This window comes from Erythrobacter mangrovi (assembly GCF_013260645.1).
GTDB classification, from domain to species: Bacteria; Pseudomonadota; Alphaproteobacteria; order Sphingomonadales; family Sphingomonadaceae; genus Qipengyuania; species Qipengyuania mangrovi.
In genome coordinates, this window is sequence record NZ_CP053921.1 from 2179053 (window position 1) to 2203310 (window position 24258).

General features: G+C 63.1%; 23 protein-coding genes. 12 read left to right on the plus strand and 11 right to left on the minus strand.

Features of this window, described 5'->3' with window-relative positions; genetic code table 11:
• Positions 1-11: 11 nt before the first annotated feature.
• The 9 genes from alaS to smpB all read right to left on the minus strand — a co-directional run bounded on the left by alaS (position 12) and on the right by smpB (position 11569).
• Positions 12-2672: an alanine--tRNA ligase gene (gene alaS, locus HQR01_RS11060; RefSeq protein ID WP_173214918.1), complete on the minus strand. Its 2661-nt coding sequence runs from the start codon at positions 2670-2672 to the stop codon at positions 12-14.
• A gap of 72 nt (positions 2673-2744) precedes the next feature.
• Positions 2745-3575: a class I SAM-dependent methyltransferase gene (locus HQR01_RS11065; protein WP_173214919.1), complete on the minus strand. Its 831-nt coding sequence runs from the start codon at positions 3573-3575 to the stop codon at positions 2745-2747.
• A 3-nt stretch (positions 3576-3578) separates the two neighbouring features.
• Positions 3579-4601 (minus strand): NAD-dependent epimerase/dehydratase family protein, encoded by a 1023-nt coding sequence (locus HQR01_RS11070; protein ID WP_173214920.1) that lies wholly within the window; start codon positions 4599-4601, stop codon positions 3579-3581.
• Positions 4601-5767, minus strand: a complete 1167-nt coding sequence (locus HQR01_RS11075) for a nucleotide sugar dehydrogenase (RefSeq protein ID WP_173214921.1) — start codon at positions 5765-5767, stop codon at positions 4601-4603. Before HQR01_RS11075 ends, HQR01_RS11070 begins: the two co-directional genes overlap by 1 nt.
• A gap of 86 nt (positions 5768-5853) precedes the next feature.
• The gene (locus tag HQR01_RS11080) at positions 5854-6480 is read right to left on the minus strand and encodes a glutathione S-transferase family protein (protein ID WP_173214922.1); all 627 of its coding nucleotides are present in this window, start codon (positions 6478-6480) and stop codon (positions 5854-5856) included.
• 212 nt (positions 6481-6692) lie between these two features.
• The gene (gene recA, locus HQR01_RS11085; RefSeq protein WP_173214923.1) at positions 6693-7757 is read right to left on the minus strand and encodes a recombinase RecA; all 1065 of its coding nucleotides are present in this window, start codon (positions 7755-7757) and stop codon (positions 6693-6695) included.
• Between the two features lie 148 nt (positions 7758-7905).
• Positions 7906-10380, minus strand: a complete 2475-nt coding sequence (locus HQR01_RS11090) for a hybrid sensor histidine kinase/response regulator (protein ID WP_173214924.1) — start codon at positions 10378-10380, stop codon at positions 7906-7908.
• Complete coding sequence (locus HQR01_RS11095) at positions 10377-10982, minus strand: DUF2062 domain-containing protein (protein ID WP_234030144.1); 606 nt, start codon at positions 10980-10982, stop codon at positions 10377-10379. Before HQR01_RS11095 ends, HQR01_RS11090 begins: the two co-directional genes overlap by 4 nt.
• Before the next feature lie 104 nt (positions 10983-11086).
• Positions 11087-11569, minus strand: a complete 483-nt coding sequence (gene smpB, locus HQR01_RS11100; protein WP_173214925.1) for an SsrA-binding protein SmpB — start codon at positions 11567-11569, stop codon at positions 11087-11089.
• Positions 11570-11681: 112 nt separating this feature from the next.
• Between smpB and HQR01_RS11105 the strand changes: the two genes are divergently transcribed.
• The gene (locus tag HQR01_RS11105) at positions 11682-12758 is read left to right on the plus strand and encodes a succinylglutamate desuccinylase/aspartoacylase family protein (RefSeq protein WP_173214926.1); all 1077 of its coding nucleotides are present in this window, start codon (positions 11682-11684) and stop codon (positions 12756-12758) included.
• Here the strand turns inward: HQR01_RS11105 and dapA are convergent.
• Entirely contained in the window at positions 12755-13636 is an 882-nt protein-coding gene (dapA, locus tag HQR01_RS11110) for a 4-hydroxy-tetrahydrodipicolinate synthase (protein ID WP_173216359.1), read from the minus strand. The genes HQR01_RS11105 and dapA overlap by 4 nt on opposite strands.
• A gap of 103 nt (positions 13637-13739) precedes the next feature.
• Here dapA and HQR01_RS11115 point away from each other — a divergent pair, with 103 nt between their 5' ends.
• From HQR01_RS11115 to HQR01_RS11145, 7 genes are all read left to right on the plus strand, one after another.
• A complete protein-coding gene (locus tag HQR01_RS11115; protein ID WP_456071362.1) occupies positions 13740-15689 on the plus strand; it encodes a lytic transglycosylase domain-containing protein in 1950 nt (649 codons plus the stop codon).
• 20 nt (positions 15690-15709) lie between these two features.
• Positions 15710-16189 (plus strand): GreA/GreB family elongation factor, encoded by a 480-nt coding sequence (locus HQR01_RS11120; RefSeq protein ID WP_173214927.1) that lies wholly within the window; start codon positions 15710-15712, stop codon positions 16187-16189.
• Complete coding sequence (locus HQR01_RS11125) at positions 16182-16670, plus strand: invasion associated locus B family protein (protein ID WP_173214928.1); 489 nt, start codon at positions 16182-16184, stop codon at positions 16668-16670. Before HQR01_RS11120 ends, HQR01_RS11125 begins: the two co-directional genes overlap by 8 nt.
• Entirely contained in the window at positions 16667-17047 is a 381-nt protein-coding gene (locus tag HQR01_RS11130) for a VOC family protein (protein WP_173214929.1), read from the plus strand. The genes HQR01_RS11125 and HQR01_RS11130 overlap by 4 nt, the downstream gene beginning before the upstream one ends.
• Before the next feature lie 36 nt (positions 17048-17083).
• The gene (gene rlmN / locus HQR01_RS11135) at positions 17084-18325 is read left to right on the plus strand and encodes a 23S rRNA (adenine(2503)-C(2))-methyltransferase RlmN (RefSeq protein WP_173214930.1); all 1242 of its coding nucleotides are present in this window, start codon (positions 17084-17086) and stop codon (positions 18323-18325) included.
• Between the two features lie 186 nt (positions 18326-18511).
• Positions 18512-19159, plus strand: coding sequence for an MOSC domain-containing protein (locus HQR01_RS11140; RefSeq protein ID WP_173214931.1), 648 nt, complete (start codon positions 18512-18514; stop codon positions 19157-19159).
• 130 nt (positions 19160-19289) lie between these two features.
• Positions 19290-19676 carry a glycine zipper 2TM domain-containing protein gene (locus HQR01_RS11145; protein ID WP_173214932.1) on the plus strand — a complete coding sequence of 129 codons (387 nt, stop codon included), beginning with the start codon at positions 19290-19292 and terminating at the stop codon, positions 19674-19676.
• 54 nt (positions 19677-19730) lie between these two features.
• Here HQR01_RS11145 and HQR01_RS11150 read toward each other — a convergent pair whose 3' ends face one another.
• The gene (locus HQR01_RS11150) at positions 19731-20573 is read right to left on the minus strand and encodes a PhzF family phenazine biosynthesis protein (RefSeq protein WP_173214933.1); all 843 of its coding nucleotides are present in this window, start codon (positions 20571-20573) and stop codon (positions 19731-19733) included.
• Between the two features lie 85 nt (positions 20574-20658).
• Here HQR01_RS11150 and HQR01_RS11155 point away from each other — a divergent pair, with 85 nt between their 5' ends.
• From HQR01_RS11155 to HQR01_RS11170, 4 genes are all read left to right on the plus strand, one after another.
• Positions 20659-21432, plus strand: coding sequence for an SDR family oxidoreductase (locus HQR01_RS11155; RefSeq protein WP_173214934.1), 774 nt, complete (start codon positions 20659-20661; stop codon positions 21430-21432).
• The gene (locus HQR01_RS11160) at positions 21429-22100 is read left to right on the plus strand and encodes a cytochrome b/b6 domain-containing protein (protein WP_173214935.1); all 672 of its coding nucleotides are present in this window, start codon (positions 21429-21431) and stop codon (positions 22098-22100) included. The genes HQR01_RS11155 and HQR01_RS11160 overlap by 4 nt, the downstream gene beginning before the upstream one ends.
• Complete coding sequence (locus HQR01_RS11165; RefSeq protein WP_173214936.1) at positions 22090-22830, plus strand: molybdopterin-binding protein; 741 nt, start codon at positions 22090-22092, stop codon at positions 22828-22830. The genes HQR01_RS11160 and HQR01_RS11165 overlap by 11 nt, the downstream gene beginning before the upstream one ends.
• Positions 22831-22936: 106 nt before the next feature.
• Positions 22937-24229: an SAM-dependent methyltransferase gene (locus HQR01_RS11170; protein WP_173214937.1), complete on the plus strand. Its 1293-nt coding sequence runs from the start codon at positions 22937-22939 to the stop codon at positions 24227-24229.
• Positions 24230-24258: the final 29 nt, after the last annotated feature.

Below are 24258 nucleotides of genomic sequence, written 5' to 3' on the forward strand. Positions count from 1 at the left end.
AGCGGGTAAGGTCAGGCCGAAACCTTCGCCAGCGCTTCACGAACCGCGGCGATCGCGTCGGCCGCCTTCGATCCGTCCGGCCCGCCACCCTGCGCCATGTCCGGACGGCCACCGCCGCCCTTCCCGCCGAGTGCTTCCACACCCAGTCGGACGAAGTCCACGGCGCTGAAGCGTCCAGTCAGATCATCCGTAACAGCGACCGCGAAGGCGCCCTTGCCGTCGTTGACTGCGCATACTGCGGCAACGCCGGAACCCATGCGCTTCTTGGCATCGTCGAGCAGCGGACGCAGTTCCTTGGGATCGAGCCCCTCGATCACCTGGCCCGAGAATGCCACGCCGCCGATGTCCTCGTCAGCTGGCCCCGCATCGCCGGCTCCACCGCCCAGCGCCAACGCGCGTTTGGCGTCAGCCAGCTCTTTTTCGAGCCGCTTGCGTTCCTCGACCAGCGAGGCGACCCGCGCCGGGGCTTCGTCGGGTGAGGTCTTGAGCGCATTTGCGATGGCGCGCACCGCTTCGTCGCGCGCGACCAGCCACTGGCGCGCGCCTTCGCCGGTGAGCGCCTCGATGCGGCGCACGCCCGAACTGACCGCGCTTTCGGAAACGATCTTGAAAAGCCCGATATCGCCCGTCGCGCGTACGTGGGTCCCACCGCACAGCTCGACCGAGTAGCAGCGGCCCTCACCGCCCTTGCGCCCCATGGAGAGCACGCGGACTTCGTCACCGTACTTCTCGCCGAACAGCGCCAGCGCGCCCGCGGCAACGGCATCGTCGGGTGTCATCAGCCGCGTGCCGACCGCTTCATTGGCGCGGATCTCGGCATTCACCTCGGCTTCGACCGCCGCAATGTCTTCCTCGGTCAGCGGCTTCGGGTGCGAGAAGTCGAAACGGAAGCGATCGTCGGCAACCAGCGAGCCCTTTTGCGTCACATGACCGCCAAGCCGGTTGCGCAGCGCCGCGTGGACCAGATGCGTGGCGGAGTGGTTGGCGCGAATGCGGTCGCGCCGATCGGCATCGATCACCAGGTGAACGGCGTCGCCAACCTTCACCGATCCCTTCGCCACCGTTCCGACATGCGCATGCAGGCGGCCCAGCGGCTTGTTTGTGGTCGTAACCGTGAACTCGAGGCCCTCGGGCGTCCAGATGCGACCCGCATCACCCGTCTGGCCACCGCTTTCGCCATAAAAAGGTGTTTGGTTGGTCAGGATGACGACTGCATCGCCTTCACCTGCGGATTGGACTTCGACACCGTCCTTGACGATGGCCACCACTGCTGCCTCGCCGGTGGTCGACGTATAGCCGGTGAATTCGGTCGACCCTTCGCGTTCGGCGATGTCGAACCAGATTTCCTCGCTTGCGGCCTCGCCCGAACCCTTCCAGGCGGCACGTGCGGCAGCCTTCTGCTGTGCCATGGCGGCATCGAAGCCGTCCTTGTCGACCCCGATCCCGCGGCTGCGCAAGGCATCTTCGGTTAGGTCGTAGGGAAAACCGTAGGTGTCATAGAGCTTGAACGCGGTTTCACCCGGAAGCGTGCCGCCTTCGCCCATGTCGCCGGTCGCTTCGTCGAGCAGCTTGAGGCCCTTGTCGAGGGTCCGCCGGAACTGCGCTTCCTCACGCTCAAGCACTTCCTGGATCAGCGCCTGCCCACGGACCAGCTCCGGATAGGCTTGACCCATCTCGGTCACCAGCGCGGGGACCAGTCGGTGCATCAGCGGTTCCGACGCGCCCAGCAGATGGGCATGGCGCATTGCCCGGCGCATGATGCGGCGCAGCACGTAGCCCCGACCCTCATTGCTTGGCAGCACGCCGTCGGCCAGCAGGAAGCTGGTTGAACGCAGGTGATCGGCGATCACGCGGTGGCTTGCCCGCTGGTCGCCCTCCGCCTTGACCCCGGTCAGGCTCACGCTCGCACCGATCAGCGCCTTGAACGTATCGGTGTCATAGTTGTCGTGAACGCCCTGCATCACCGCGGCGATGCGTTCGATCCCCATGCCGGTATCAATGCTTGGCTTGGGCAGGTCGGCGACGATCTCGTCGGCGGCCTGCTCGTATTGCATGAAGACGAGATTCCAGATTTCGACGAAGCGGTCGCCTTCTTCCTCGGGCGATCCCGGAGGGCCGCCCCAAATATGGTCGCCGTGATCGTAGAAGATCTCTGAGCACGGACCGCACGGACCATCCGAACCCATGGCCCAGAAATTGTCCTTGGTCGGAATGCGGATGATCTTCTCGTCAGCGAAGCCGGTGAGCTTCTTCCACAGATCGAAAGCCTCATCATCGGTATGATAGACGGTGACCGTCAGGCGCGCGGGATTGAGGCCCCATTCCTTCGTCAGCAGCGTCCAGGCATGGTGGATCGCCTGTTCCTTGAAATAGTCGCCGAAGGAGAAATTCCCCAGCATTTCGAAGAATGTGTGATGCCGCGCGGTGTAGCCGACATTGTCGAGATCGTTGTGCTTGCCTCCGGCGCGAACGCATTTCTGCGAGCTGGTCGCCCGCGGCGCCGGCGGGGTTTCGAGCCCGGTGAAGGCGTTCTTGAACGGAACCATGCCCGCGTTGACGAACATCAGTGTGGGATCGCTGAATGGCACCAGCGGCGCGCTCGCAATCTCGGCGTGCCCATTGGACGCGAAATAGTCGAGGAAACTGCGGCGAATGTCGTTGGTCGAGGTCATGGAGGCGCAGTTAGGCAATCGCCGCGCGGGCGACAAGCACGAAAGGTCGGTCAAACAGTTCGCAGGAAGCGATCAGGCGGGTGCCCGGGCAGTCACGATCCAGGCTGCAGAGGGCAAGGCGACGATGCCGTCCGCGTGATGGCGTTCGATCACGCCGCGCAACCGATCGATGGTTTGCTCCCTCTCGGCACCTTCGAGCATGGCTACAGCCCGCGCGGCGGGACCGATCCGCAGGAAGTAGGACAGGCCGTCCTCGACCGCCTGATCTCCAGCCCCGCCGACCATCGGATAATTGAATGCCTCGAAACCGATGTCGCGCCACCCGGCGGCATTAAGGATGCCCTCTACCCGTTCCCGGTTTCCAAACGCAAAGGGACCCGGTGCATTCGGATCGCCCGCGGGGGCCGCACCGGGCGGCAGTGCCGTGGCGAGTTCACGGACCCAACCGTTCTCTCCGACAGTGCGGAAGCAGGAGAACACCAATCGCGCCGCGGGCGCCGCCTGTGAAGCAATATGGCTGAATGCACCGACGGGATCATCGAAGAACATCACCCCGTGGCGCGAAACCAGCAAGTCGGGCGCCTCACCCTTCGGCGGGTTCCATCGGGCGGCATCCGCCTGTTCGATCCGGACGTTGGCAAGGCCACTGCAGCGCTCGCGCGCAACCGCCACAAGATCCTCGCTGATGTCCACGCCCGTCACTCGTGTCTTAGCACGGGCCTGTCCGAGCTGCAGGGTCAGTTCCCCCGCGCCGCAACCGATGTCGAGCGCTCGCGCGAAACTGCTGCTATCGGCAACGTCGAACAACCTCTGGGTCAGGGGTGCGAAACTGCGGTCGGTCCGTTCCCATTCATAGGCCCAACTCTTGCCGACCCTACTGATCCAGTCCGATGCATCGGTCATGGTCTAAACCTCGTAATAATCGCGATACCACTCGACAAAGCGCTGCACGCCCTGGCGAATATCGGTTTGCGGAACATAGCCGGTCAGCGAACGCAGCAGTTCGGCGTCGGCCCAGGTCGCGGGTACGTCGCCCGGCTGCATCGGCATGAGGTTGCGTTGCGCCGTCACCCCCAGCGCATCCTCGACCGCCGCGATCATGTCGCCCAGTTGCACAGGCTGCGAATTGCCAATGTTCACCACGCGCCACGGTGCGACCGGCGAAAGACTGTCGCCTTCCGCAATCGCTTCGGCACTATCGGGTCGCACTGGCGGCGTATCGACCAGGCGACGGATCGCTTCGACCAGATCATCGATATAGGTGAAGTCGCGCATCATCTCGCCGTGGTTGTACACGTCAATCGGCTCGCCGTTCAGCATCGCACGCGTGAACTTGAACAGTGCCATGTCTGGCCGCCCCCAGGGGCCATAGACGGTGAAGAAGCGGAACATCGTCACCGGAAGGTCGAACAGATGCGCGTAGGAATGCGCCATCGCCTCTGTCGCCTTCTTGGTCGCGGCGTAGAAGGACATCTGGTGGTCCGCCCTCATCGTCTCGCGATAGGGCATCTCGGTATTCGCGCCATAGGCCGAGGAGGTCGAAGCAAGTAACATATGCTGCGGAGGATGCGCTCGCGCGGCCTCGAGCAATTCGAAGGTCCCGACAAGATTGCTCTCGAGATAGCTGCGGGGATTGTCGATCGAATAGCGCACACCCGCCTGGGCCGCGAGATGGATTACTACATCCGGCTTGGAGCTCGCGAAGAGTTCGGCGAGCAGTCCAGGTGACTCAATCGGTTCGTTGACCGCGCGGAAACCGGGGCTCTGCAAAAGTCCGGCCTGCCGGCGCAGCTTCAGCTGCGGATCGTAGTAATCGGAGAGTGAGTCGACACCGATGACCGTGAAGCCGTCAGCCAGCAGGCGTCGGCAAGTAAAATAACCGATGAAGCCTGCCGAGCCGGTAACGAGTGCTGTCCGCGTTTCCCCCATTAGTCGGCGCCGAACAGATCGCGGGTGAAAACCTTGTCCGCCACGTCCTCAAGATCGGCATCGAGCCGGTTGGCGACGATCACATCGGCTTTCGCTTTGAAGTCGGCAAGGTCGCGCACCACGCGACTACCGAAGAACTCACCATCTTCCATCACCGGTTCGTAAACGATGACCTCGATGCCCTTCGCCTTGACCCGTTTCATAATCCCCTGAATCGATGATTGGCGGAAGTTGTCCGAACCTGCCTTCATCACCAGGCGGAAAATCCCGACCTTGCGTGGCTGCATCGCGATGATCCGGTCGGCGAGGTAGTCCTTGCGGGTTCGGTTGGCATCGACGATCGCGCGGATGAGGTTCTGCGGCACCTCGGAGTAATTGGCGAGCAACTGCTTGGTGTCTTTCGGCAGGCAGTAGCCGCCATATCCGAACGAGGGATTGTTGTAATGCGAGCCGATGCGCGGATCGAGTCCGACTCCCTCGATGATCTGGCGCGTATCGAGCCCGCGTGAGAGCGCGTAACTGTCGAGCTCGTTGAAGAAGGCTACGCGCATGGCGAGGTAGGTATTGGCGAAGAGCTTGATCGCCTCGGCCTCGTCCGCGTCTGTCAGGAGAACCGGCACATCCCCGTCAAGTGTCGGCTCGAGCAGCAGGTCCGCAAAGCGCTGGGCGCGTTCCGAGCGCTCGCCGACTATGATGCGCGACGGGTGCAAATTATCGTAGAGCGCCTTGCCCTCACGCAGGAATTCGGGGCTGAACAGGATGCGATCGCTCGCAAAGCGCTGACGGGCCTGCGTAACATAACCCACCGGTACCGTCGACTTGATCACGACCGTCGTCAGGTCGTTGCTGGCGAGGACCTGTCCGATCACGCTATCGACGGCGGACGTGTCGAAGAAATTGCTCTCGACATCGTAATTGGTCGGGACAGCGACTATCGCAAACTCGGCGCCTTCGATCGCGGTGGCGAAGTCGGTGGTGAACGTCAGGTCCAGATCGTCGCGGCGCAGGTACTCCTCGATCAGATCGTCCTTGATGGGCGAGACCCTGTCCGCCAGCAACGCAACCCGCGCCGACGAAACATCACAACCAACCACTGTGTTGTGCTGCGAAAGCATGATGGCGTTGGATAGGCCGACATAGCCCAGGCCGAAAACTGCAATCTTCATCAAACTTTCCGTATTGTTCGCCTTCTTGCCCTGGCGGGTCAAGGCGCGGCCTTGTGTCGACCTGTCCCCTTAAATGCAAGCCCGGTTTACCAGACAAAGTACGGTCCACCTCGTTCGCGAGCCCTCTGCCAGGCGGGGCGCGCGTGGATCGCTTCGACGAAGCCCACGGTCTTGGGGCAACGCTCGGCGAAGCCCTGCATCACCGCAATCTCAGCCGGGAAGCTCATCAGCACATCGGCGGCGGTCCAGCTGTCGCCAACGAAGTGGCCACCGTCGTTCAGGCCACCCTCCATGAATGCGACATGCGCGGCGAACTGTTCGTCGATCCGCGGCGTAATGGGTGCTGCTGCTTCACCGAGGCGTGCGGTCATGAGCTTGAGCATGACCGGCACGAAAAAGCTGCTCTCGCCGAACTGCATCCATTCAAGATGGCGCACATGATCTTCGCTGTCGGCGGCGGGAAGCCAGTCGCCTCCACCATGACGTTCGCAGAGATATTGGATGATCGCCCCGCTCTCGGCGACACGCAGGCCTGCATCCTCGATCAGGGGTGACTTGCCCAGCGGGTGGGGGCCTTTCAAGTCGGCTGGTGCAAGGTTGGTCTCAGCATCCCGCTGGTAGTGGACGATCTCATAATCGGCACCGAGCTCCTCAAGCAGCCATAGGATGCGCTGCGATCGGCTGTTGTTGAGGTGGTGCACGGTGATCGTCATAGATTCTCTCCTGCGTCCGGAACGAATGGCCGGACGATTCGGGAAAGAGACTTAGGCGAGAGGCCCGGCCGCGGCCAGCGCCAGCACAAACGGAAAAGCCGGTGCGTTCCATTCGGAGCGCACCGGCTTTCCGTTCGTTCGGGAGCGCCGGGGGACAGTTCCGGCCATGTCGCCGTCCGGGGGGTGGTCGGCGCGCTCCCGCTTGAGGGGAATCAGTCCTCGTCCGCGTCCGGACCGGCCATCATCTCCTCGGCCACCTCGTCGGTGCGGCCGCGGATTGCGGCTTCCAACTTGGCGCACATCTCGGGATTTTCCTTGAGGAAGGTCTTGGCGTTCTCGCGTCCCTGGCCAATCCGGACACTGTCATAGCTGAACCAGCTTCCCGACTTCTCGACCACGCCGGCCTTCACGCCAAGGTCGAGGATTTCGCCGATCTTCGAAATGCCTTCACCATACATGATGTCGAATTCGACCTGCTTGAATGGCGGGGCGACCTTGTTCTTGACCACTTTCACGCGGGTAGTGTTGCCGATGATGTCGTCGCGGTCCTTGATCTGCCCGGTGCGGCGAATGTCGAGGCGCACCGAGGCGTAAAACTTGAGCGCGTTGCCGCCGGTGGTGGTTTCCGGATTACCGTACATCACACCAATCTTCATGCGCAGCTGGTTGATGAAGATCACCATGCACTTGCTGCGATTAATCGAGCCGGTCAGCTTGCGCAGCGACTGCGACATCAGGCGCGCCTGCAGGCCGACGTGGCTGTCGCCCATCTCGCCTTCGATCTCGGCGCGCGGCACCAGTGCGGCAACCGAGTCGACCACCAGCACGTCGATCGCGTTCGAACGGACCAGTGTGTCGGTGATTTCCAGCGCCTGCTCGCCCGTATCGGGCTGCGAAACGATCAGTTCATCGATGTCGACACCGAGCTTCTTGGCATAGACAGGATCGAGCGCATGCTCGGCATCGACGAATGCCGCCGTACCACCGTTCTTCTGGGCTTCGGCAATCACATGCAACGCCAGGGTGGTCTTGCCCGAACTTTCGGGGCCATAGACCTCGATCACGCGACCCTTGGGAAGGCCACCCACGCCCAGCGCAATATCGAGCCCGAGCGAGCCGGTCGAAATCGTTTCGACCTGCATCGTTTGCTTCTGGCCCAGCTTCATCGCCGAACCCTTGCCGAATGCACGGTCGATCTGCGCGAGTGCGGCGTCGAGCGCCTTCTGACGGTCTGCGTCCACTTGTTTTCCTTCTACGAGCTTCAGACTGGCCGCCATGGCACCACCTCCTGCACTTGCAAAGAGCCCCCTTTGACTCTTCAACTGTAGATGTGTGTATCGGCTTTGTTCCACGAGAACAAGAGCGGAACGAAATTTTTTTCCCGTTTTGTTCCAGTCACTATTGATATGCGAACGAGAGACGCCGTCAGCCGCGCTGTTCAGCAAGCACTTCGGCAACCTTCGCGTTGATCTGTTGTACGCTGAACGGCTTCGGGATGAAGTGCATGTTCTCGATATCGATTTCATTGCGAAGCTGTTCTTCGGCATAGCCCGACATGAACAGGATAGGCAGCTTGGGCTTCACCTTGCGGATAGCCCTGACCATGGCAGGGCCATCCATTGCCGGCATCACGACGTCCGAGACAATCAGGTCGAACTCGGTCTTGCCATTGGCGATTGCGGCAAGCCCTTCCTCGCCATCGCACGCCGTGGTCACCGAATAACCTGCTCGGACGAGTGCCCGTTCGGCCACCGCACGCACCGTATCCTCGTCTTCGACCAGCAGCAACTTGCCGCCAGCCGACCAGTCGCTTGCCTTCTGCTCTTCCGGTTCTTCGGGTCGCACCGCGATCGGCATCTCGCCCTTGTGCACGGGCAGGTAGACGGTGAAGCGGGCCCCCGCCGGCGCGCCGTCCGGACCGCGGACGTTGTCGGCGAAGATGAAGCCGTTCGATTGCTTGACGATACCATAGACCGTCGACAGCCCCAGCCCGGTCCCCTTGCCCTGCTCCTTGGTGGTAAAGAAGGGCTCGAAGATCTTGTTGAGGTTCTCTTCGGGGATGCCGCCGCCGGTATCCTGGATGATGAGTACCGTGTAGTCGTCGGCAGGCATGATATCGATGCCCATCTTGCGCACGTCGCGCGCCGAGACGCGGCGCGTCGCGAGCATCAGGCGGCCCTTCCAGTCCTGCTTCCCAGTCTTCGCCGCGTGGGCCTGCATCGCATCGCGCGCATTCACGGCCAGATTGATGATCACCTGTTCGAGCTGCTGCGGATCCGCCCGGACTGGCCCCAGCTCGCGGTCGTGACGGACCGAGAACTCGATCTTGTCGCCCATCAGTCGCTTAAGCAGCTGGCTGACTTCGCTGACCACGTCGGGCAGCTGCAGCACAACCGGGCGCAGGGTCTGCTGGCGGCTGAAGGCCAGCAGTTGCCGTGTCAGCGATGCCGCGCGGTTCGAGTTCGCCCTGATTTGCTGGATGTCGTCGTAATCGCTGTCGCCCGGCGTGTGGCGCAGCAGCATGAGATCGCAATAGCCGATGATCGCGGTCAGCACGTTGTTGAAGTCGTGCGCGACACCGCCCGCAAGCTGGCCGACCGCCTGCATCTTGGTGGCTTGCGCAACCTGGCGGCGCAGGCGCTTCTCCTCGGTCGAGTCCGAGATCGAGAGCAGGACGGCCGCATCGCCCAGGCCGCGAATCCCGGCGAGCCCGATCGAGACAGGTTCCTCCTTGTCGCCGGCCAGGCGGACCGCCATATCGCCGCTGGAGGTTGCGCCCTTGGCAAAGCGCCGCACGGTATCCGCCATCGCCGCCTTGTCTTCGCGCACGACAAGGTCGGACGGAAACTGCGGCAGCCCTGCCCCTTCGCGCTCCACCGCACGCAGGAACGCCTTGTTGGCGAAGAGAAAACGGCCGTCGCGATCGGTTAGCGCCAGCCCCAGCGGTAGTGCCGAAAGCAGGGCCTCGAGCTGTGGAATTGCCGCCTTTCCGCCGCTGTCGCGCCCCCCGCCGATACCCACCGTGCTGTCGATCAGCATCATCAGCGATGGCGCTTCGTCGGCATCCCTGGTGCGCGGAACACCCGGCTGGTCCAGCGGCACATGGACCAGTGTTTGCGGAGAGCCATGCTGCCCCTCCCGGGCGAAGAAGATGCGATCGCGATCGTCGGTCCGCAGCAGCTGGACGAACTCCATCCCGGTGAGCGAGTTCTCCTTGCTCCCGGTGGCCCGTTCCGAAAGGCCCGGACTACCGGCCTGCACAATCCCGTCGGGCGCAACCAGCGCCAACTCGATCCCGGCGCGCGACATGACCTCACCCAGCGAGCCGGCGATGCGCTCTGCCAGACCGTCATAGCTGCGCTGATGGACGATCTCGGAAAAACGCCAGACGAGGTAGTCTTCGCCCCGCCCCGCCCGATCGACCGTCAGACTGAAGTTCCGATCACCCTCCTCTGTGGACAGCATCGCAACCTCGGCGGCACCGTCGCGCCAGGCCTCGCGCGCCGAGGTGGCCATCAGTTCGCGCGACGCAGTGTCGAACGGCAGTTCGAGCGGCGGACGCGCACCGTGGAACCAATCTTCGTAACTTGTATTGGCGCAGGCCAGCCGATTGGCGCGATCGGTAACGGCAATCGCGCGACGTCGATTCTCGATCGCCGCAGCGGTGACCGTCCAGTCGGGCTGGGCCAGTTCGGCTTCCTCTGGTGCTGCACGCAAGCGAGCCATCAGCAGCAGCATCAGCAAGACCGCGATCAGCGCCCCGCCATAGGCCAACGCAACAACGGTTTCCTGCCCGACTAGCCAGACGATCCCGATCGATGCGAGGCAGGCGATGGCAATCCCGAGGACCAGCGGCAACGGCGGCAACCGCCCGACCGGATTATCCTCATGCGCGTTCATTCCATCTCCCCGGCGAGGCGCGCATCCAGGCGCCGCTCCATCGCCTTGAGGCGCCTGCGCCGCTTCGCCGCGACGAGAAAGCGCCAGATGACGCCCGAAAGCAAGTAGCCCAGGGCCGCCCCGATGATGGCAAGTACGATAAACCCGAAGACGGTCACCAACAGCGTGATGCCAACGCCTTCGAACATGCCGACGAACCAGGCCCAGCGACCGCTGGCGATCTCATTTTGCGCCGCGCCCCCAGTCATTCCCATATCGACCTTGAGAATGAACGCGCCGACGCGGTTCGCCACATAGGCCCAGAATGGCAGGGTGAAGGGGTTCGTGATAAAGGTCACCAACGCCGCCAAGGGCACGTTTGCACGCGCCGGCAAGGCCATGAAGGCGGCCAGGAAAATCTGCCCCACCGGAATGATGAAGCCAGCGAACACGCCGAGTGCCACCCCGCGAGGTACGGAACGGCGCGTGAAGCGCCACAGTTCCGGAGTGAGGAATCGGTGCGCGATCGGTCGCAAATAGCGATTTTCAGCCATTTCTTCGCGCGTCGGCATGCGCACGCGGAACCAGTCCGCAAGAAAGGTCTTGGATCTGCGCTTGCTCATTGCCACAACCTTGAAATGCGCCGCCTCCTTGGCGAGTGCAAGGGGCGCGCGATAGGCCTGTGCGACGAATTCACCATAGCTGTCGACCGGATCCGCGTTGAATGTCAGCCGCGTTCGCGCATCAGACGCGCCTTGTCGCGCTGCCAGTCGCGATCCTTGATCGTCTGGCGCTTGTCCTGCGCCTGCTTGCCCTTGGCCAGGCCGAGCTCAACCTTGGCTCGACCGGTCGCGTTGAAATAGATCGACAGCGGGATCAGCGTCATGCCCTTGCGCTCGACGGCGCCGAACAGCTTCTCGATCTCGCGCGCATGGAGCAACAGTTTGCGCGGCCGGCGCGGTTCGTGGTTGAGCCGGTTTCCGTGCGTATACTCCGGTATGTTGGCGTTGATCAGCCAGACTTCGCCATTGCGCACTTCGGCGTAGCTTTCGGCAATGCTCGCCTCGCCCGCACGCAGTGCCTTTACCTCGGTGCCTTGCAAGGCAAGGCCGGCCTCGAACTTGTCTTCGATGAAATAATCGTACCGCGCGCGCCGATTCTCGGCGACGGTCTTCTGCTTGTCGAAAGTGGCGGGTTTCGGACGGGCCATAAGGTGGGCGCATGTAGGCGTTGGCGAATGGGATTGAAAGCCGCCCACGCAAATTCGCTTGCCATTCTCCCTACGGCGCGCAGATAGGCCGGGAAGCCGAGGGACCGAGGCCATGGACGAAGGCCGATCGAACGCGGAAGCGTTTGCGATTCAGGACATAGTGATCGCACCCGGCACCACGGCCGACCTTGCGATCCCGGTCAGCCAGCAGGTCGGGGGCTTTTCGGCGAAGCTTTCGTTGCGCGTCCTGCACGGCAAGGAGCCCGGACCGGCCATCTTCGTTTCCGCCGCAGTACATGGCGACGAGATCGTCGGTACGGCGATCATCCAGCAGCTGGCGCAAACGATCGACCCGCTTCGCCTGGCGGGCACCGTCATCCTCGCCCCGGCGGTGAACATCTTCGGTTTCCTGGCCCATACGCGCTACCTGCCCGACCGGCGCGACCTCAATCGCAGCTTCCCGGGCAGCAAGCGCGGTTCGCTTGCCGCGCAGCTTGCCAATTGTTTCCTCGAGAACGTGATCGAACGATGCTCGCTCGGCATCGATATCCACTCGGCAGCAGTTCATCGCTACAACCTGCCGCAAGTCCGCATCGCTTCTGGCGACCCCTATCTGGTCGAACTGGCCATGGCCTTCGGGGCGCCGGTCATCATCGAGAGCCCCTTGCGCGACGGTTCGATGCGCGAACTGGCGGCCGAACGCGACACGCCGATCCTGCTGCTGGAGGCTGGCGAAGCGCTGCGGTTCGATCGCCTGTCGATCGACATCGGAGTCAGCGGGGTCACCCGCGTACTAGCCCATATCGGGATGATCGAGGCAGACGATGGCCTGACCAGCGTCGGCATTCCTGCGCGCGCCAACAAGTCGAGCTGGGTGCGTGCCCCACGCGGCGGGGTGACGCATCGCCACCGCAAGTCGGGCGACGTGGTCCACAAGGGCGATCTGCTCGGTACGGTTGGCGGGTTATTTGGCGAAGAGGCGATGGACATGGTCAGCCCAATCGACGGGATCGTGATCGGCCACGCAACCCTGCCGGTGGTGAACCAGGGCGACGCGCTGTTTCACATCGCCGAAGTTGCCAACCTCGAACACGCCGGCGATCGGATCGGCACGATCACCGAAGCGATCCTCGCCAGCCAGCCCAAGGGCCCGGCCCAGCCGCTGCTCGACGAGGATGAGGTGATCTAGAGCAGGCCCGCGCTCGCCTGCGCCTCGTCCACAGCCTTGCGGGCCTTGTCCGAGGCTTTCACGATCGGTAGGCGAACCTCGTCGGTCATCCAGTCATGCACCCGGCTCAGCGCATATTTGACCGGCGCCGGGCTGGCGTCGGAGAACATCGCGTAATGCAGCGGGAACAGCCGGTCGTTGAGCTGGCGCGCTTTCTGCAGCTCGTTCGCGGCGATAGCTTCGTGGAACTCGGCACACAGCGCCGGGGCGACATTGGCGGTGACCGAGATGCAGCCCCGCCCGCCGGCCGCGGCATGCGGCAACCACAGCTCGTCATTGCCCGACAGCTGGCAGAAATCGCGCCCGATGCCCATGCGGTGGTCGGCAACGCGCGAAAGGTCGCCGCTGGCATCCTTGATTGCGACGATTCGGTCGGGGTACTTGCGCACCAGCGCCACCACGGTTTCGTCCTCGATGTCGGTCACGGTCCGCGCGGGGACGTTATAGAGCACGATCGGCAGGTCGCTGTTTTCGGCAAGGAAGCTGAAATGCGCGATCAACCCGGCCTGGCTGGGCCGGTTGTAATAAGGCGCGACGCACAGGCCCGCAGCCGCGCCCGCCTTCTTGGAAAAGGTCATGTGCAAGAGCGCGTTGCGCGTGTCGTTCGATCCGCAACCGGCGATCACCGGCACCCGTCCGGCCGCCTGTTCGATGCAGATCTCGATCACGCGATGATGCTCGGCATTGGACAGGGTCGAAGCTTCGCCCGTGGTCCCGCAAGCGACCAGCGCAGAGCTGCCGTTGTCGATCTGCCAGTCGATCAGGCGCCTAAAAGCGGCCTCGTCAATCGATCCGTCGCGAAAAGGAGTCACCAGAGCCGGAATCGAGCCTGAGAACATTTGCACATTGCCTCATGTTGGTTGCATGAAGTTCCGCGTGAATTCGCGGATCGAAAACACTCATTCATCACCTGATAAGGAGCCGGGGGGCAATATGTCCATCATGGGCAAGAGGACAGCATTTTCTTTCGCGTTCGCCCTTGGCGGAACCATTCTCGGGGCATCCCCTGCGCTCGCCCAGGACGGCGCAGCGTGGGACAAGGCCCGCAACGACCTGGTGGCGCAATCACCCGGCCCGATGGCGCAGGCAATATCGCGCTGGGAATACCTCACATCCCGCGACGGGCTGCCGTTCTCCGAATATGCCGGGTTCATCATCACCTATCCGGGTTTCCCGAAACAGGCGCTGCTGCAGTCGCGGGCGGAGGACGCTCTCGACAGTGACGCGGTCTCACCCGAATCATTGGTCTCGTTCTTCGATCGCTATCCGCCGATCTCGAACGCCGCCCGCGCGCGCTATGCGCTGGCCCTGGCCACGCTCCAGCGCCCCGAAGCATTCGCGGTAGCGCGGCAGGCCTGGCGCGGCGGCAAGATGAGCGGCCCGGCCGAAGCCTATATGCAGGGCCTGTTCGGGGCGCGGCTCACTGCCGATGACCACGCCGCGCGAATGGATGCGTTGCTGTGGCAAGGCGACAAGGAAGCTGCAGCCCGTCACGTGGTAAATCTTGGCACCAGTGAGCGCGCGACGGCCATGGCGCGGCTCGCCCTGCTGCAGGGCAGCACCCCCCAGCAGGCCGGCCTTGAAGTTCCCGCCAATGCCCAGGGCGATGCTGGCTACGTCTACAATCTGGCCCGCTATTACCGCACCAGCGGCCAGCTGCCGCTCGCGGTGAACACGCTCGCCAACCGCGCGCCCTTTGCCAAGCCGGCCTTCGACCCCGAGGATTTCATCGGCGAGGCGCTGCGCATCGCCAAGTCAGCGGGTTCAGACCCGGCCGCCCGCATCGCATCGCGGGTGGACGACCTCTTCGTTCCCGGTGCCGACGTCAGCAAGATGGCCTACCGCCTGCGCGACGATTACACCACGCTGATGTGGCTCGGCGGGACGAGCGCGCTGTGGAACCTGGGTGACGGCAACCGCGCCGCGCCGCTGTTCTACCGTTATGGCGCCGCGGCCCAGACACCGCAGACACGATCCAAGGGCTTCTATTGGGCCGGCTATGCCAGCAAGCGCGCCGGCAATACCGCCGAAGCCAGCCGCTATTTCGAAATGGCGGCGCAGTACCCTGAACGTTTCTACGGCCAGCTGGCGCTGCGCGAGCTTGGGCGTTCCTTCCCGCCGCTCGCCAATGCCGCCCTCGTGAACCCGACGACGGACCAGCGCGCGGCCTTCAACCGCCAGCCGCTGACCGCTGCCGTGCGCGAAGTGGCGCGCGACGCGCCATGGCGCACGGGCATCCAGTTCTACAAGGCGATTGCCGAGCAGGCCGAAACGCCCGAGGAACACGCCCTGGTCGCGGAACTGGCGCGCGAGATCGGCCGCCGCGACCTCGCCGTGATCCTGTCCGATGCGGCGGGCGCCGATGGTCATCACGAGTTCGTGGTCCAGGGCTTCCCAACCATGCCCGTCCCTCCGGGATCGAACTGGACCATGGTCCACGCGATCACCCGCCAGGAAAGCCAGTTCGCCCAGAATGCGATCAGCCACGCCGGTGCGCGCGGGTTGATGCAACTGATGCCGGGCACAGCGCGCGAACAGGCGGGCAAGCTCGGCATGAATTACATGTCGGCCGACCTGATCGAATCGCCGAGCTATAATATCCAGCTCGGCAACGGCTATTTCGCGCGAATGATGGACTACTACGGCGGGGCGTACCCCCTCGCCATCGCGGCCTATAATGCCGGTCCGGGCAATGTGAACAAATGGCTCGCGGCCAACGGCGATCCGCGCAAAGGCAGTGTCCCTTGGATCGAATGGATCGAGCGTATCCCGATCTATGAGACCAAGAACTACGTCCAGCGCGTGATCGAGAATGCAGCAGTCTACGAACAGCTCCACCCGGACAAGGTTCTCTACGGCAAACCGAAGCTGGTGAGTGACTTCCTGCGCTGATGTCGACTAACGGTGGTGCGATGTCCGCACCCAGCAATCCCATCACCCCGGCCGGCTACGTCGCGCTGAAGGCACGCTACGATCATCTGCTGGGAACCGAGCGTCCCGCGATCGTCGAGATCGTCAGCTGGGCAGCAGGCAATGGCGACCGCAGCGAGAACGGCGATTACCTCTATGGTCGCAAGCGCATGCGCGAGATCGATCGTGAACTGGCGCATCTGGCACGCAGGATGAAGGCCGCCAGGGTCATCGACCCCGGTGAGCAGCCGGACAAATCGCGCGCCTTCTTCGGGGCGACCGTGACCCTGGCCGACGAAGACGACAACGAGATGATCGTGACGTTGGTCGGCGACGATGAGCAGGATGCGAGCGCTGGCAGGATCGGCTGGTCGAGCCCGATCGCCCGTGCGATCAAGGGTGCGGCAATCGGGGATTTGCGCAGCGTGAGGCTTCCCGGGGGCGTCAAGGAATGGGAAGTTGTCGCCATTGCCTATGCGTAAACTTATCGCCCTGACAGTACTCGCGCTTGCCGCGCCGCTGGCCGCGAAGGACGATCTGGGCGTATTCTCGGATTGGGGCGCGTTCCGCGATCCTTCGGTGCCGCGCTGCTATGCGATCGCCGTTCCTGAAGCGAGCAGGCTGAGCCGCGACTTCAGCCCGTTCGCAACCATCGCCACCTGGCCACGCCGCAACCTGCGTGGGCAGGTTCATTTCCGCCTCTCGCGCCGACTGGCAACCAATGGTGCGATCACGCTTCAAATCGGGAATCGTAGCTTTCGCCTGACCGGCGGTGGTGGCGATGCCTGGGCGCGGGATCGCACGATGGACGCGACCATCGTCGCCGCCATGCGCTCGGCGTCACGCATGACAATTCGGGCCAGCGACACACGCGGTCGACGCTTCTCGAACACCTATTCGCTAAGCGGGGCAGCGACCGCGATGGACGCAGCCACGCTCGCTTGCGCAAGGTTGGGACGATGAGCAAGCGCGCGCGAATCCTCGATTTCAACTTTGTCCTCGCGGTGCCCGATGCCATGGCGACCGCACGTTGGTGGGTCGATGAAATGGGTTTCGGCGGTCTCCAGGACCTTGACGGATGGGTCTTCGTTGCACGCGAACGCTTTATGATCATGCTTGGCAGTTGCCCTGATGCGATCCCGGTCTCCAACCTCGGCGACCACCAGTATTTCGGCTACATCAGGCTCGATGATCTCGACGCCTACTTCGCAGAGATTTCCGGAAATGCGGTCGACTTCATCAAGCACCCAATCGATGAACCTTGGGGCATGCGCGAATTCGCGGTCCGCACCCCAGATGGCCACCGGGTGATGTTCGGTCAGGAGATCGCGACCGACTAGCTTTCGCGGCAAGGCGCGACTATATGCGCGCCTCCCATGGCCGATACGCAACTCATGAGCATCCCCGGGCAGATCGACCCGGTTCCCGTCGCGCGTGACATCACGCCGCGTGCCGACGGCCGCATCGACCTGATCGGCCTACCCAAGGATCGCATCCGCGAACTGTTCGAAGAGGCCGGGCTCGAGCCGAAGCAGGCCAAGTTGCGCGCCAAGCAGGTGTTCCACTGGCTCTACCATCGCGGCGTGACCGATTTCGAGGCGATGACCGACATCGCCAAGACCATGCGCCCCTGGCTGGCCGAACGTTTCGTCATCGAGCGTCCCGATGTGGTCGAAGCCCAGCATTCGGTCGATGGTACGCGCAAGTGGTTGCTGCGCACCGCGGACGGCCACGAATTCGAGATGGTGTTCATCCCGGACGCTGATCGCGGAACCTTGTGCGTCTCATCACAGGTCGGTTGCACGCTCAACTGCCGCTTCTGCCATACCGGGACGATGAAGCTGGTGCGCAACCTGACGCCCGGCGAAATCGTCGGCCAGGTCATGCTGGCGCGCGATGCGCTGGGTGAATGGCCCAAGGGCAGCATGGCGGGTCTCGACGAGGAAGAGGACAGCGCGCACTACACTTCCGACGGGCGCCTGCTGACCAACATCGTGATGATGGGCATGGGCGAGCCGCTCTATAACTTCGACAACGTCAAGGGGGCGCTCAAGCTGGTGATGGACGGCGACGGGCTGGCCCTGTCGAAGCGCCGCATCACCCTCTCCACCAGCGGCGTGGTGCCGATGATGGATCGCTGCGGCGAAGAGATCGGGGTCAACCTTGCGGTTTCGCTCCACGCGGTGACCAAGGAAATTCGCGACGAGATCGTTCCGCTCAACAAGAAATACGGTATCGAGGAACTGCTCGAAGCCTGCGCCGCCTATCCCGGCGCGTCGAATGCGCGGCGGATCACCTTCGAATACGTCATGCTCAAGGACAAGAACGACAGCGACGAGCATGCGCTCGAACTGGTCCGGCTGATCAAGCACTACAAGCTGCCCGCCAAGGTGAACCTGATCCCGTTCAACCCCTGGCCCGGTGCGCCCTATGAGTGCTCGACGCCCGAGCGGGTGAGGCGTTTCTCCGAAATCGTCTTCGAACACGGCATCAGTGCCCCGGTGCGCACCCCGCGCGGGCGCGACATCGATGCAGCTTGCGGCCAGCTCAAGACCGCTGCCGAAAAGAAGAGCCGCGCGCAACGCGACCGTGAGGCCGCCGAAGCCGCTCAGGCGTGAATTTTGGGCTGGCGAAGACCGCTAACGCGCGCCCCTTTCCTACAAATTGGCCCTGTGCTGAATAGCGTGCATGACTAACGCCAATCAGGTTGAAACCACGCAATTGCACCGCCTTCCGCGGGGTTGTTCCTTAAACTTCAGGACAGTGTTCCATGTGTTCCATCCTGTAGGAACCGGAGTGTTCAAATGAAGGTGGTGGTGGACGCTCTCTGCATCGGTCAGCCCAAGCCATTCAACGGTGTCGAGCTTAGCGCAATCGACAAGCAGCCCGTGGCGGGGCCAGTTGCGATCCGCAGTTTCGGGATCGAAGGCGACATGGTCGCCGATACCAAGCACCATGGTGGCCCGGACATGGCCGTGCACCACTATCCGCGGGACCATTATGCCGCATGGGGCGAATGGCTCGGTGGCCATGACCTGCTGGCCCGTCCCGCTGCCTTCGGCGAGAACGTCCATGCCGCCGGGATCACCGAGGCCGATGTCCACATCGGGGACCACTTCCGGCTGGGAACGGTACTGCTCGAAGTCAGCCAGCCGCGCCAACCGTGCTGGAAGATCGAACATCGCTTCGGCGCCAAGGGCATGGTCAAACGGATCATCAAGCAGCACAATTGCGGCTGGTATTATCGCGTCATCGAAGAAGGCATGGCCAGCGCGGGAGATCGGCTGGAGCAAGTCGAGACCGGCCACGACGAGTGGAGCGTCGCGCGGCTATTCGCCAAGCTCTATGACCCGGCTCACAAGGCAAGTCGCGAGGAACTGGAGGAAATTGCCGGGCTCGAGAGGTTGTGCGAACTGTGGCGATCCAAAGTTCGGACGACGCTCGACACGTAACGTACCGACCGCTCAATTCCCTCATTTCATCGCTAAATTCGAGTTAACGTCACTTGTTCATGGACGGTTCTGGACCCTGTGGCGATGAACTGCGTTGAGACGAGATAGCAGTCGCAATGAGGAACCTTAGATGAAGAAGCTCGCCCTTGCATTTGCAGCCGGCACCATGACCCTGGCCGGCCTTGCCATGTCCGCTCCGGCCGCCGCCGATCCGCCACCATGGGCGCCCGCGCACGGCAAGCGCGCCAAGGATCGCGCGATCTATGACAGCCGCGGTTACTACCTCGAACCGCGCCGGATCACGCGCGACAGCTATATGTGGCGTGGCAGCGATGGCCGGTACTATTGCCGCCGCGACAATGGCACGACGGGCCTGGTGATCGGTGCCGGTGTCGGTGCGCTGGCCGGCCATGAACTCGCGGGGCGCGGCGACAAGACGCTCGGTGCGATCCTCGGCGGCGCGATTGGCGCGATCCTTGGTCGCGAGATCGATCGCGGTAGCCTGCAGTGCCGCTGATCGCCTGAGGATATCGAGCAATGGGGCGCCCGCAGCGACGGGCGCCCTTTTTGCCTATGGCAGGCCGAGGCGCGCCTGACTCGCGATGGTGTAGCAGCGTCCGCCGATCCAGGTGCTGCCGTCCACCTCGCGTGTGCAGTCGACCAGGCCGTCGGCGCCGGTCATGCGGCCTTGTGCAGCCCGGTAATGGCCGCTTGCCAGTCCGGTATCGAACAGGTGCTGGGCAACCCCGGCGTTGAAACTGCCGGTCACCGGGTCTTCGCGAAACCGGCCTTGATGATCGCCGAAAAATGCTCGCAACTCCCAATCGGCGGCAGCACCCGGCTCACAAGGCCCAGCGAGGCCGATATCAGTCCCTGTCGGCGCCGTCGGCATTGGCTTCGCGGCAAGCACATCGGCCGCGCTGCGCAGGCGCAACACCTGCCATCCAGGGCCGTTCTGCGCATGCACGGCCTCAACCACCGCTTCCGGATCGACACCGGTCTTGGCAATCGCCGCAAGACGCTCTTCCTCGCTCAACGGGCCGCTGCGGGTCAGCGGCGGTGCCCGGAAGGCGTAGGCCCCGTCCTTCACGCGGATCTCGATCAGCCCCGCACCGCATTCCTGCACCACGACCCCATCGCGCTTCGGCTTGCCTCCGGCAGCAAGCCATGCATGGCAACTTCCCAGCGTTGGATGGCCGGCAAAGGGCAGTTCGCCGCCGGGATAGAAGATGCGCAGGCGATAGTCCGCGGCAGGATCGGTCGGCGGACACAGGAATGTGGCTTCCGAAAAACCAAGCCAGCAGGTCAGCCGGTGCATGGTTTCCGTGTCCAACCCTTCCCCATCGTGTACGACCCCCAGCGGATTGCCAGACAGCGGCGCGGACGCGAACACATCGACCAAATCAAGCATCATATCCATGACTCCTTCGCATGGCCTGTGCCCTAGCCAATACCGGCATGATATGCTGAATTGCTACGCATGCTGAAAGCGTCTCTCCATGAGTGATTTTACACGCCCTTCCGTGCTGGTAACCGGTGGTGCCAAGCGCCTTGGCGGCTTCATATCGCGAGCATTTGGCAAGGCGGGATGGCACGTGGTCATCCACTATCACACATCGGAGAATGCGGCCGAGCAATTGGCCCTGTCGCTCCCCAGCGCAGAGACCGTCAGGTGCGACCTGTGCGACGACACGGCCGCGGTCGCAATGATCGGGGAACTAGCCGCGCAACTGCCCGATTTCCGCGCACTGGTGAACTGCGCATCGCTGTTCGAATTCGATAGTGTAACCGCACTCGACCGCGAGGCGAACCGACGGGCTATGACGGTCAACGCGCGCACCCCTGCCTGCATGGCACAGGCCTACCTTGCGCAGGCCAAAGCGCGTGAGGGCCGCCGCGTGATCCAGGTCACTGACCAGAAGATCGCCAATCCAAATCCCGACTTCTTCAGCTACACGATGAGCAAGCACGCGCTTGCAGCGACCGTACCCATGCTCGCAATGGGATCGCAGCACGCCAATGACCGCGTGTATGGGCTTGCCCCCGGTGCCATTCTTGCAAGCCACGACCAGGATGAGGCGGAGACCGAAGTGTCACACCGCCTGAACCTGCTCGGCCGCAAGACTGCACCCGAAGAAGTGGCCGAGGCCGCCCTGTTCCTTGCCAGCGGCACGCTTGCCAGCGGGCAGACCCTGTTTGTCGATAGCGGCCAGCACCTGCTGAATCAGCCGCGCGACGTCATCTATCTTGCCCGTGAGGGAACCACCGCATGACCAAACACGCCCTGTCCACGCGCCTGTGGCACTGGCTCAACGTGATCTGCGTCGTCACCCTGTTCATGTCAGGCCTGACGATCTCCAACGCTCACCGCTATCTTTACTGGGGTGACTGGGGCTTCTCACCCAGCATGGCATGGTACGCCGTTCCGCGCTTCCCCAACTGGATGACCATTCCGGGCCGCTACAATCTGGCTGTAGCGCGCGACTGGCATATTCTGATGGCCTGGCCGTTCGCGGTCGGCCTGCTGTTCATGTGGGTGGCCATGCTGGCCAACCGACATTTCCAGCGTGACATCACCACTACCCGCGACGAATGGCGACCGAAGGCGATCTGGAAGGACATCGTCGAGCACCTCAAGCTCAACTTCGAGCACGCGGGCGGTAAGTACAATTTTCTCCAGAAGCTTGCCTATGGCACCGTGCTCGGCGTGTTCCTACCGATGATGATCTTCACCGGCATCTCTATCAGTCCCGGTATGGAACCAAGCTTCGGATGGCTGGTCGACCTGCTCGGCGGGCGTCAATCGGCGCGCAGCCTGCACTTCATCTTCGCCTGGCTGCTCTTCGCCTTTTTCGTCGTCCATCTCGTACTCGTTCTGCTGTCGGGACCGATCGGGCAGATCCGCAGCATGATCACCGGAGGCAAGACTCATGAAGCGTAGGGGTTTCATCGCCGGACTCGGCGCCCTGTGGGTCGCCGGCTGCAACAAGGTCGCCGATAGCGAGACCGGCTCGAAGCTGCTGTCGGCGGCGCAGGACTGGCACCAGGGCGCGCACCGGCTGCTCAACAACCGCGAGGCGCTGGCACCGGAGTACCCGCGCAGTGCGATCTCGCCTACGTTCCGCGGCAACGGCTCGACCGATCCGCAGAATGGCGATTACCCGCGACATGCCGCCGAAGGCTTCGCCAACTGGCAACTCGAAGTGCGCGGGTTGGTCGAAACGCCGATGACCTACTCGCTCGAGAATATCCGCAAGCTTCCGCAGCGCACCCAGGTCACACGCCACGATTGCGTCGAGGGCTGGAGCGCGATCGGCGAATGGACCGGACCGCAACTCTCCTTGCTGCTCGATGCGGCCAAGCTGAAGCCCGAAGCGAAGTTCATCGTGTTCCGCTGCGCGGACGACTACAAGGGACTTCGGTACTACGAGAGCATCGACCTCATCGACGCGTATCATCCGCAGACCATCCTCGCGCACCAGTTGAACGGCGAACCCCTCCCGATCAAGAACGGGGCGCCCTATCGCATGCGCATCGAACGCCAACTCGGCTACAAGCATGCCAAATACGTCACGGCGATCGAGGCTGTCGCTAGCCTTGAAGGCATCGGCGATGGCAAGGGCGGCTATTGGGAGGACCGCTCAGGCTACCAATGGTACGGCGGCATCTGAGGTTTAGCTCACAGCATCACCACCTTCCCCCAAGCCGTTGCGATTGACTCCCGGCGCGCTGCTGTCACATTGATTTCATCGGCTTACTTGGGAAAGGAGGCCGCGAATGTGGCTGCTCGACAGGTTTCTCGCACGTGCGATCACGCACGGTCACATGATCGTGACCGACTATGACGGTAAGACCTACGAATACGGTATAGCAGGTGACGGGCAGCCGCCGCTGTGCATTCGGCTAACCAACAAGAAGGCCGCCAATCATATCGCCCGCTATCCGCAAGTCGGCGCCGGCGAGGCTTTCATGTGGGGCTGGCTCGAGATCGAGGAGCCGCATGATATCCGCGACTTGATCCTGTTCGTCACCGCGAACACCAAGCGGATCGGCGACAGCGCAATCAATGCACAGAGCCCACTGCGCAAGGCGGTGCAGAAGCTGGCGGCGAAGGCCGACGGCATCAACCTGCGCGGCAAGGCACGCCGCAATGCCGAGCACACCTACAACCTCACCCGCCGCCTCTACGAGCTGTTCCTCGACGAGGACCGGCAATATACCATGGCCTATTATCGCGACGCCGACCCCGCGCAGACCAGCCTCGAGCAGGCGCAACGCGACAAGAAGGCGCATCTCGCGGCGAAGATGTTCATCCAGCCGGGCCAGCGTATCCTCGATATCGGCTGCGGCTGGGGCGGCCTCGCGCTCTATTTCGCACGGCACTACGACGTCGAGGTGCTCGGCGTGGCGCTTGCCCCCGACCAGATCGAGTTCTGCCGCGAGCGCGCCGAAGAGGCGGGTGTCGCCGACAAGGTCAAGTTCGAGCTGATGGACTATCGCGACGTCACCGGCAGCTTCGACCGGATCAGCTCCGTTGGCCTGCTCGAACACGTCGGAACGCCGCACTACCCGCAGTTCTACGAGCACACGGCGCGGCTCTTGACGCCCAAGGGAGTGATGCTGAGTCACTGTTGCGGACGTGCCGGCCCGCCGGGGCACACCGACGCCTGGACGCGCAAGTACATCTTTCCTGGCGGCTATATCCCGGCACTCTCCGAACTGGTCACGCAGAGCGAGAAGTTCGGTTGGCAGGTCATGGACGTCGAGGCGATGCGCTTCCATTACAGCTACACGCTGGAGGAGTGGTACAAACGCACGGTCATGCACCGCGAGGAAATCGAGCGGCTCTACGATCCGCAGTTCTACCGCATGTGGCTCTACTACCTCGCCGGTGCCGAGCAGAGCTTCCGCCATGGCGGAATGGTCAACTGGCAGTTGCTTTATGTGAAGGACCGCGAGGCGATCCCCATGACCCGCGAATACATGGAGGCCGAAGAAGCCCGCCTGCGTGCCGCGGAAGACCCGCCGGTGTGGCATCTAGATCCGGCAATCCGCGAGGCGGCCGAGTAACGGTTTGTTAGACCGTTGGAGGAATTGCC

Bases quoted from the DNA above. Each gene is read 5' to 3' on its own strand.
- alaS (WP_173214918.1), bottom strand. From the start codon at position 2,672: ATGACCTCGACCAACGACATTCGCCGCAGTTTCCTCGACTATTTCGCG.
- HQR01_RS11065 (WP_173214919.1), bottom strand. From the start codon at position 3,575: ATGACCGATGCATCGGACTGGATCAGTAGGGTCGGCAAGAGTTGGGCC.
- HQR01_RS11070 (WP_173214920.1), bottom strand. From the start codon at position 4,601: ATGGGGGAAACGCGGACAGCACTCGTTACCGGCTCGGCAGGCTTCATC.
- HQR01_RS11075 (WP_173214921.1), bottom strand. From the start codon at position 5,767: ATGAAGATTGCAGTTTTCGGCCTGGGCTATGTCGGCCTATCCAACGCC.
- HQR01_RS11080 (WP_173214922.1), bottom strand. From the start codon at position 6,480: ATGACGATCACCGTGCACCACCTCAACAACAGCCGATCGCAGCGCATC.
- recA (WP_173214923.1), bottom strand. From the start codon at position 7,757: ATGGCGGCCAGTCTGAAGCTCGTAGAAGGAAAACAAGTGGACGCAGAC.
- HQR01_RS11090 (WP_173214924.1), bottom strand. From the start codon at position 10,380: ATGAACGCGCATGAGGATAATCCGGTCGGGCGGTTGCCGCCGTTGCCG.
- HQR01_RS11095 (WP_234030144.1), bottom strand. From the start codon at position 10,982: ATGAGCAAGCGCAGATCCAAGACCTTTCTTGCGGACTGGTTCCGCGTG.
- smpB (WP_173214925.1), bottom strand. From the start codon at position 11,569: ATGGCCCGTCCGAAACCCGCCACTTTCGACAAGCAGAAGACCGTCGCC.
- HQR01_RS11105 (WP_173214926.1), top strand. From the start codon at position 11,682: ATGGACGAAGGCCGATCGAACGCGGAAGCGTTTGCGATTCAGGACATA.
- dapA (WP_173216359.1), bottom strand. From the start codon at position 13,636: ATGTTCTCAGGCTCGATTCCGGCTCTGGTGACTCCTTTTCGCGACGGA.
- HQR01_RS11115 (WP_456071362.1), top strand. From the start codon at position 13,740: ATGGGCAAGAGGACAGCATTTTCTTTCGCGTTCGCCCTTGGCGGAACC.
- HQR01_RS11120 (WP_173214927.1), top strand. From the start codon at position 15,710: ATGTCCGCACCCAGCAATCCCATCACCCCGGCCGGCTACGTCGCGCTG.
- HQR01_RS11125 (WP_173214928.1), top strand. From the start codon at position 16,182: ATGCGTAAACTTATCGCCCTGACAGTACTCGCGCTTGCCGCGCCGCTG.
- HQR01_RS11130 (WP_173214929.1), top strand. From the start codon at position 16,667: ATGAGCAAGCGCGCGCGAATCCTCGATTTCAACTTTGTCCTCGCGGTG.
- rlmN (WP_173214930.1), top strand. From the start codon at position 17,084: ATGGCCGATACGCAACTCATGAGCATCCCCGGGCAGATCGACCCGGTT.
- HQR01_RS11140 (WP_173214931.1), top strand. From the start codon at position 18,512: ATGAAGGTGGTGGTGGACGCTCTCTGCATCGGTCAGCCCAAGCCATTC.
- HQR01_RS11145 (WP_173214932.1), top strand. From the start codon at position 19,290: ATGAAGAAGCTCGCCCTTGCATTTGCAGCCGGCACCATGACCCTGGCC.
- HQR01_RS11150 (WP_173214933.1), bottom strand. From the start codon at position 20,573: ATGATGCTTGATTTGGTCGATGTGTTCGCGTCCGCGCCGCTGTCTGGC.
- HQR01_RS11155 (WP_173214934.1), top strand. From the start codon at position 20,659: ATGAGTGATTTTACACGCCCTTCCGTGCTGGTAACCGGTGGTGCCAAG.
- HQR01_RS11160 (WP_173214935.1), top strand. From the start codon at position 21,429: ATGACCAAACACGCCCTGTCCACGCGCCTGTGGCACTGGCTCAACGTG.
- HQR01_RS11165 (WP_173214936.1), top strand. From the start codon at position 22,090: ATGAAGCGTAGGGGTTTCATCGCCGGACTCGGCGCCCTGTGGGTCGCC.
- HQR01_RS11170 (WP_173214937.1), top strand. From the start codon at position 22,937: ATGTGGCTGCTCGACAGGTTTCTCGCACGTGCGATCACGCACGGTCAC.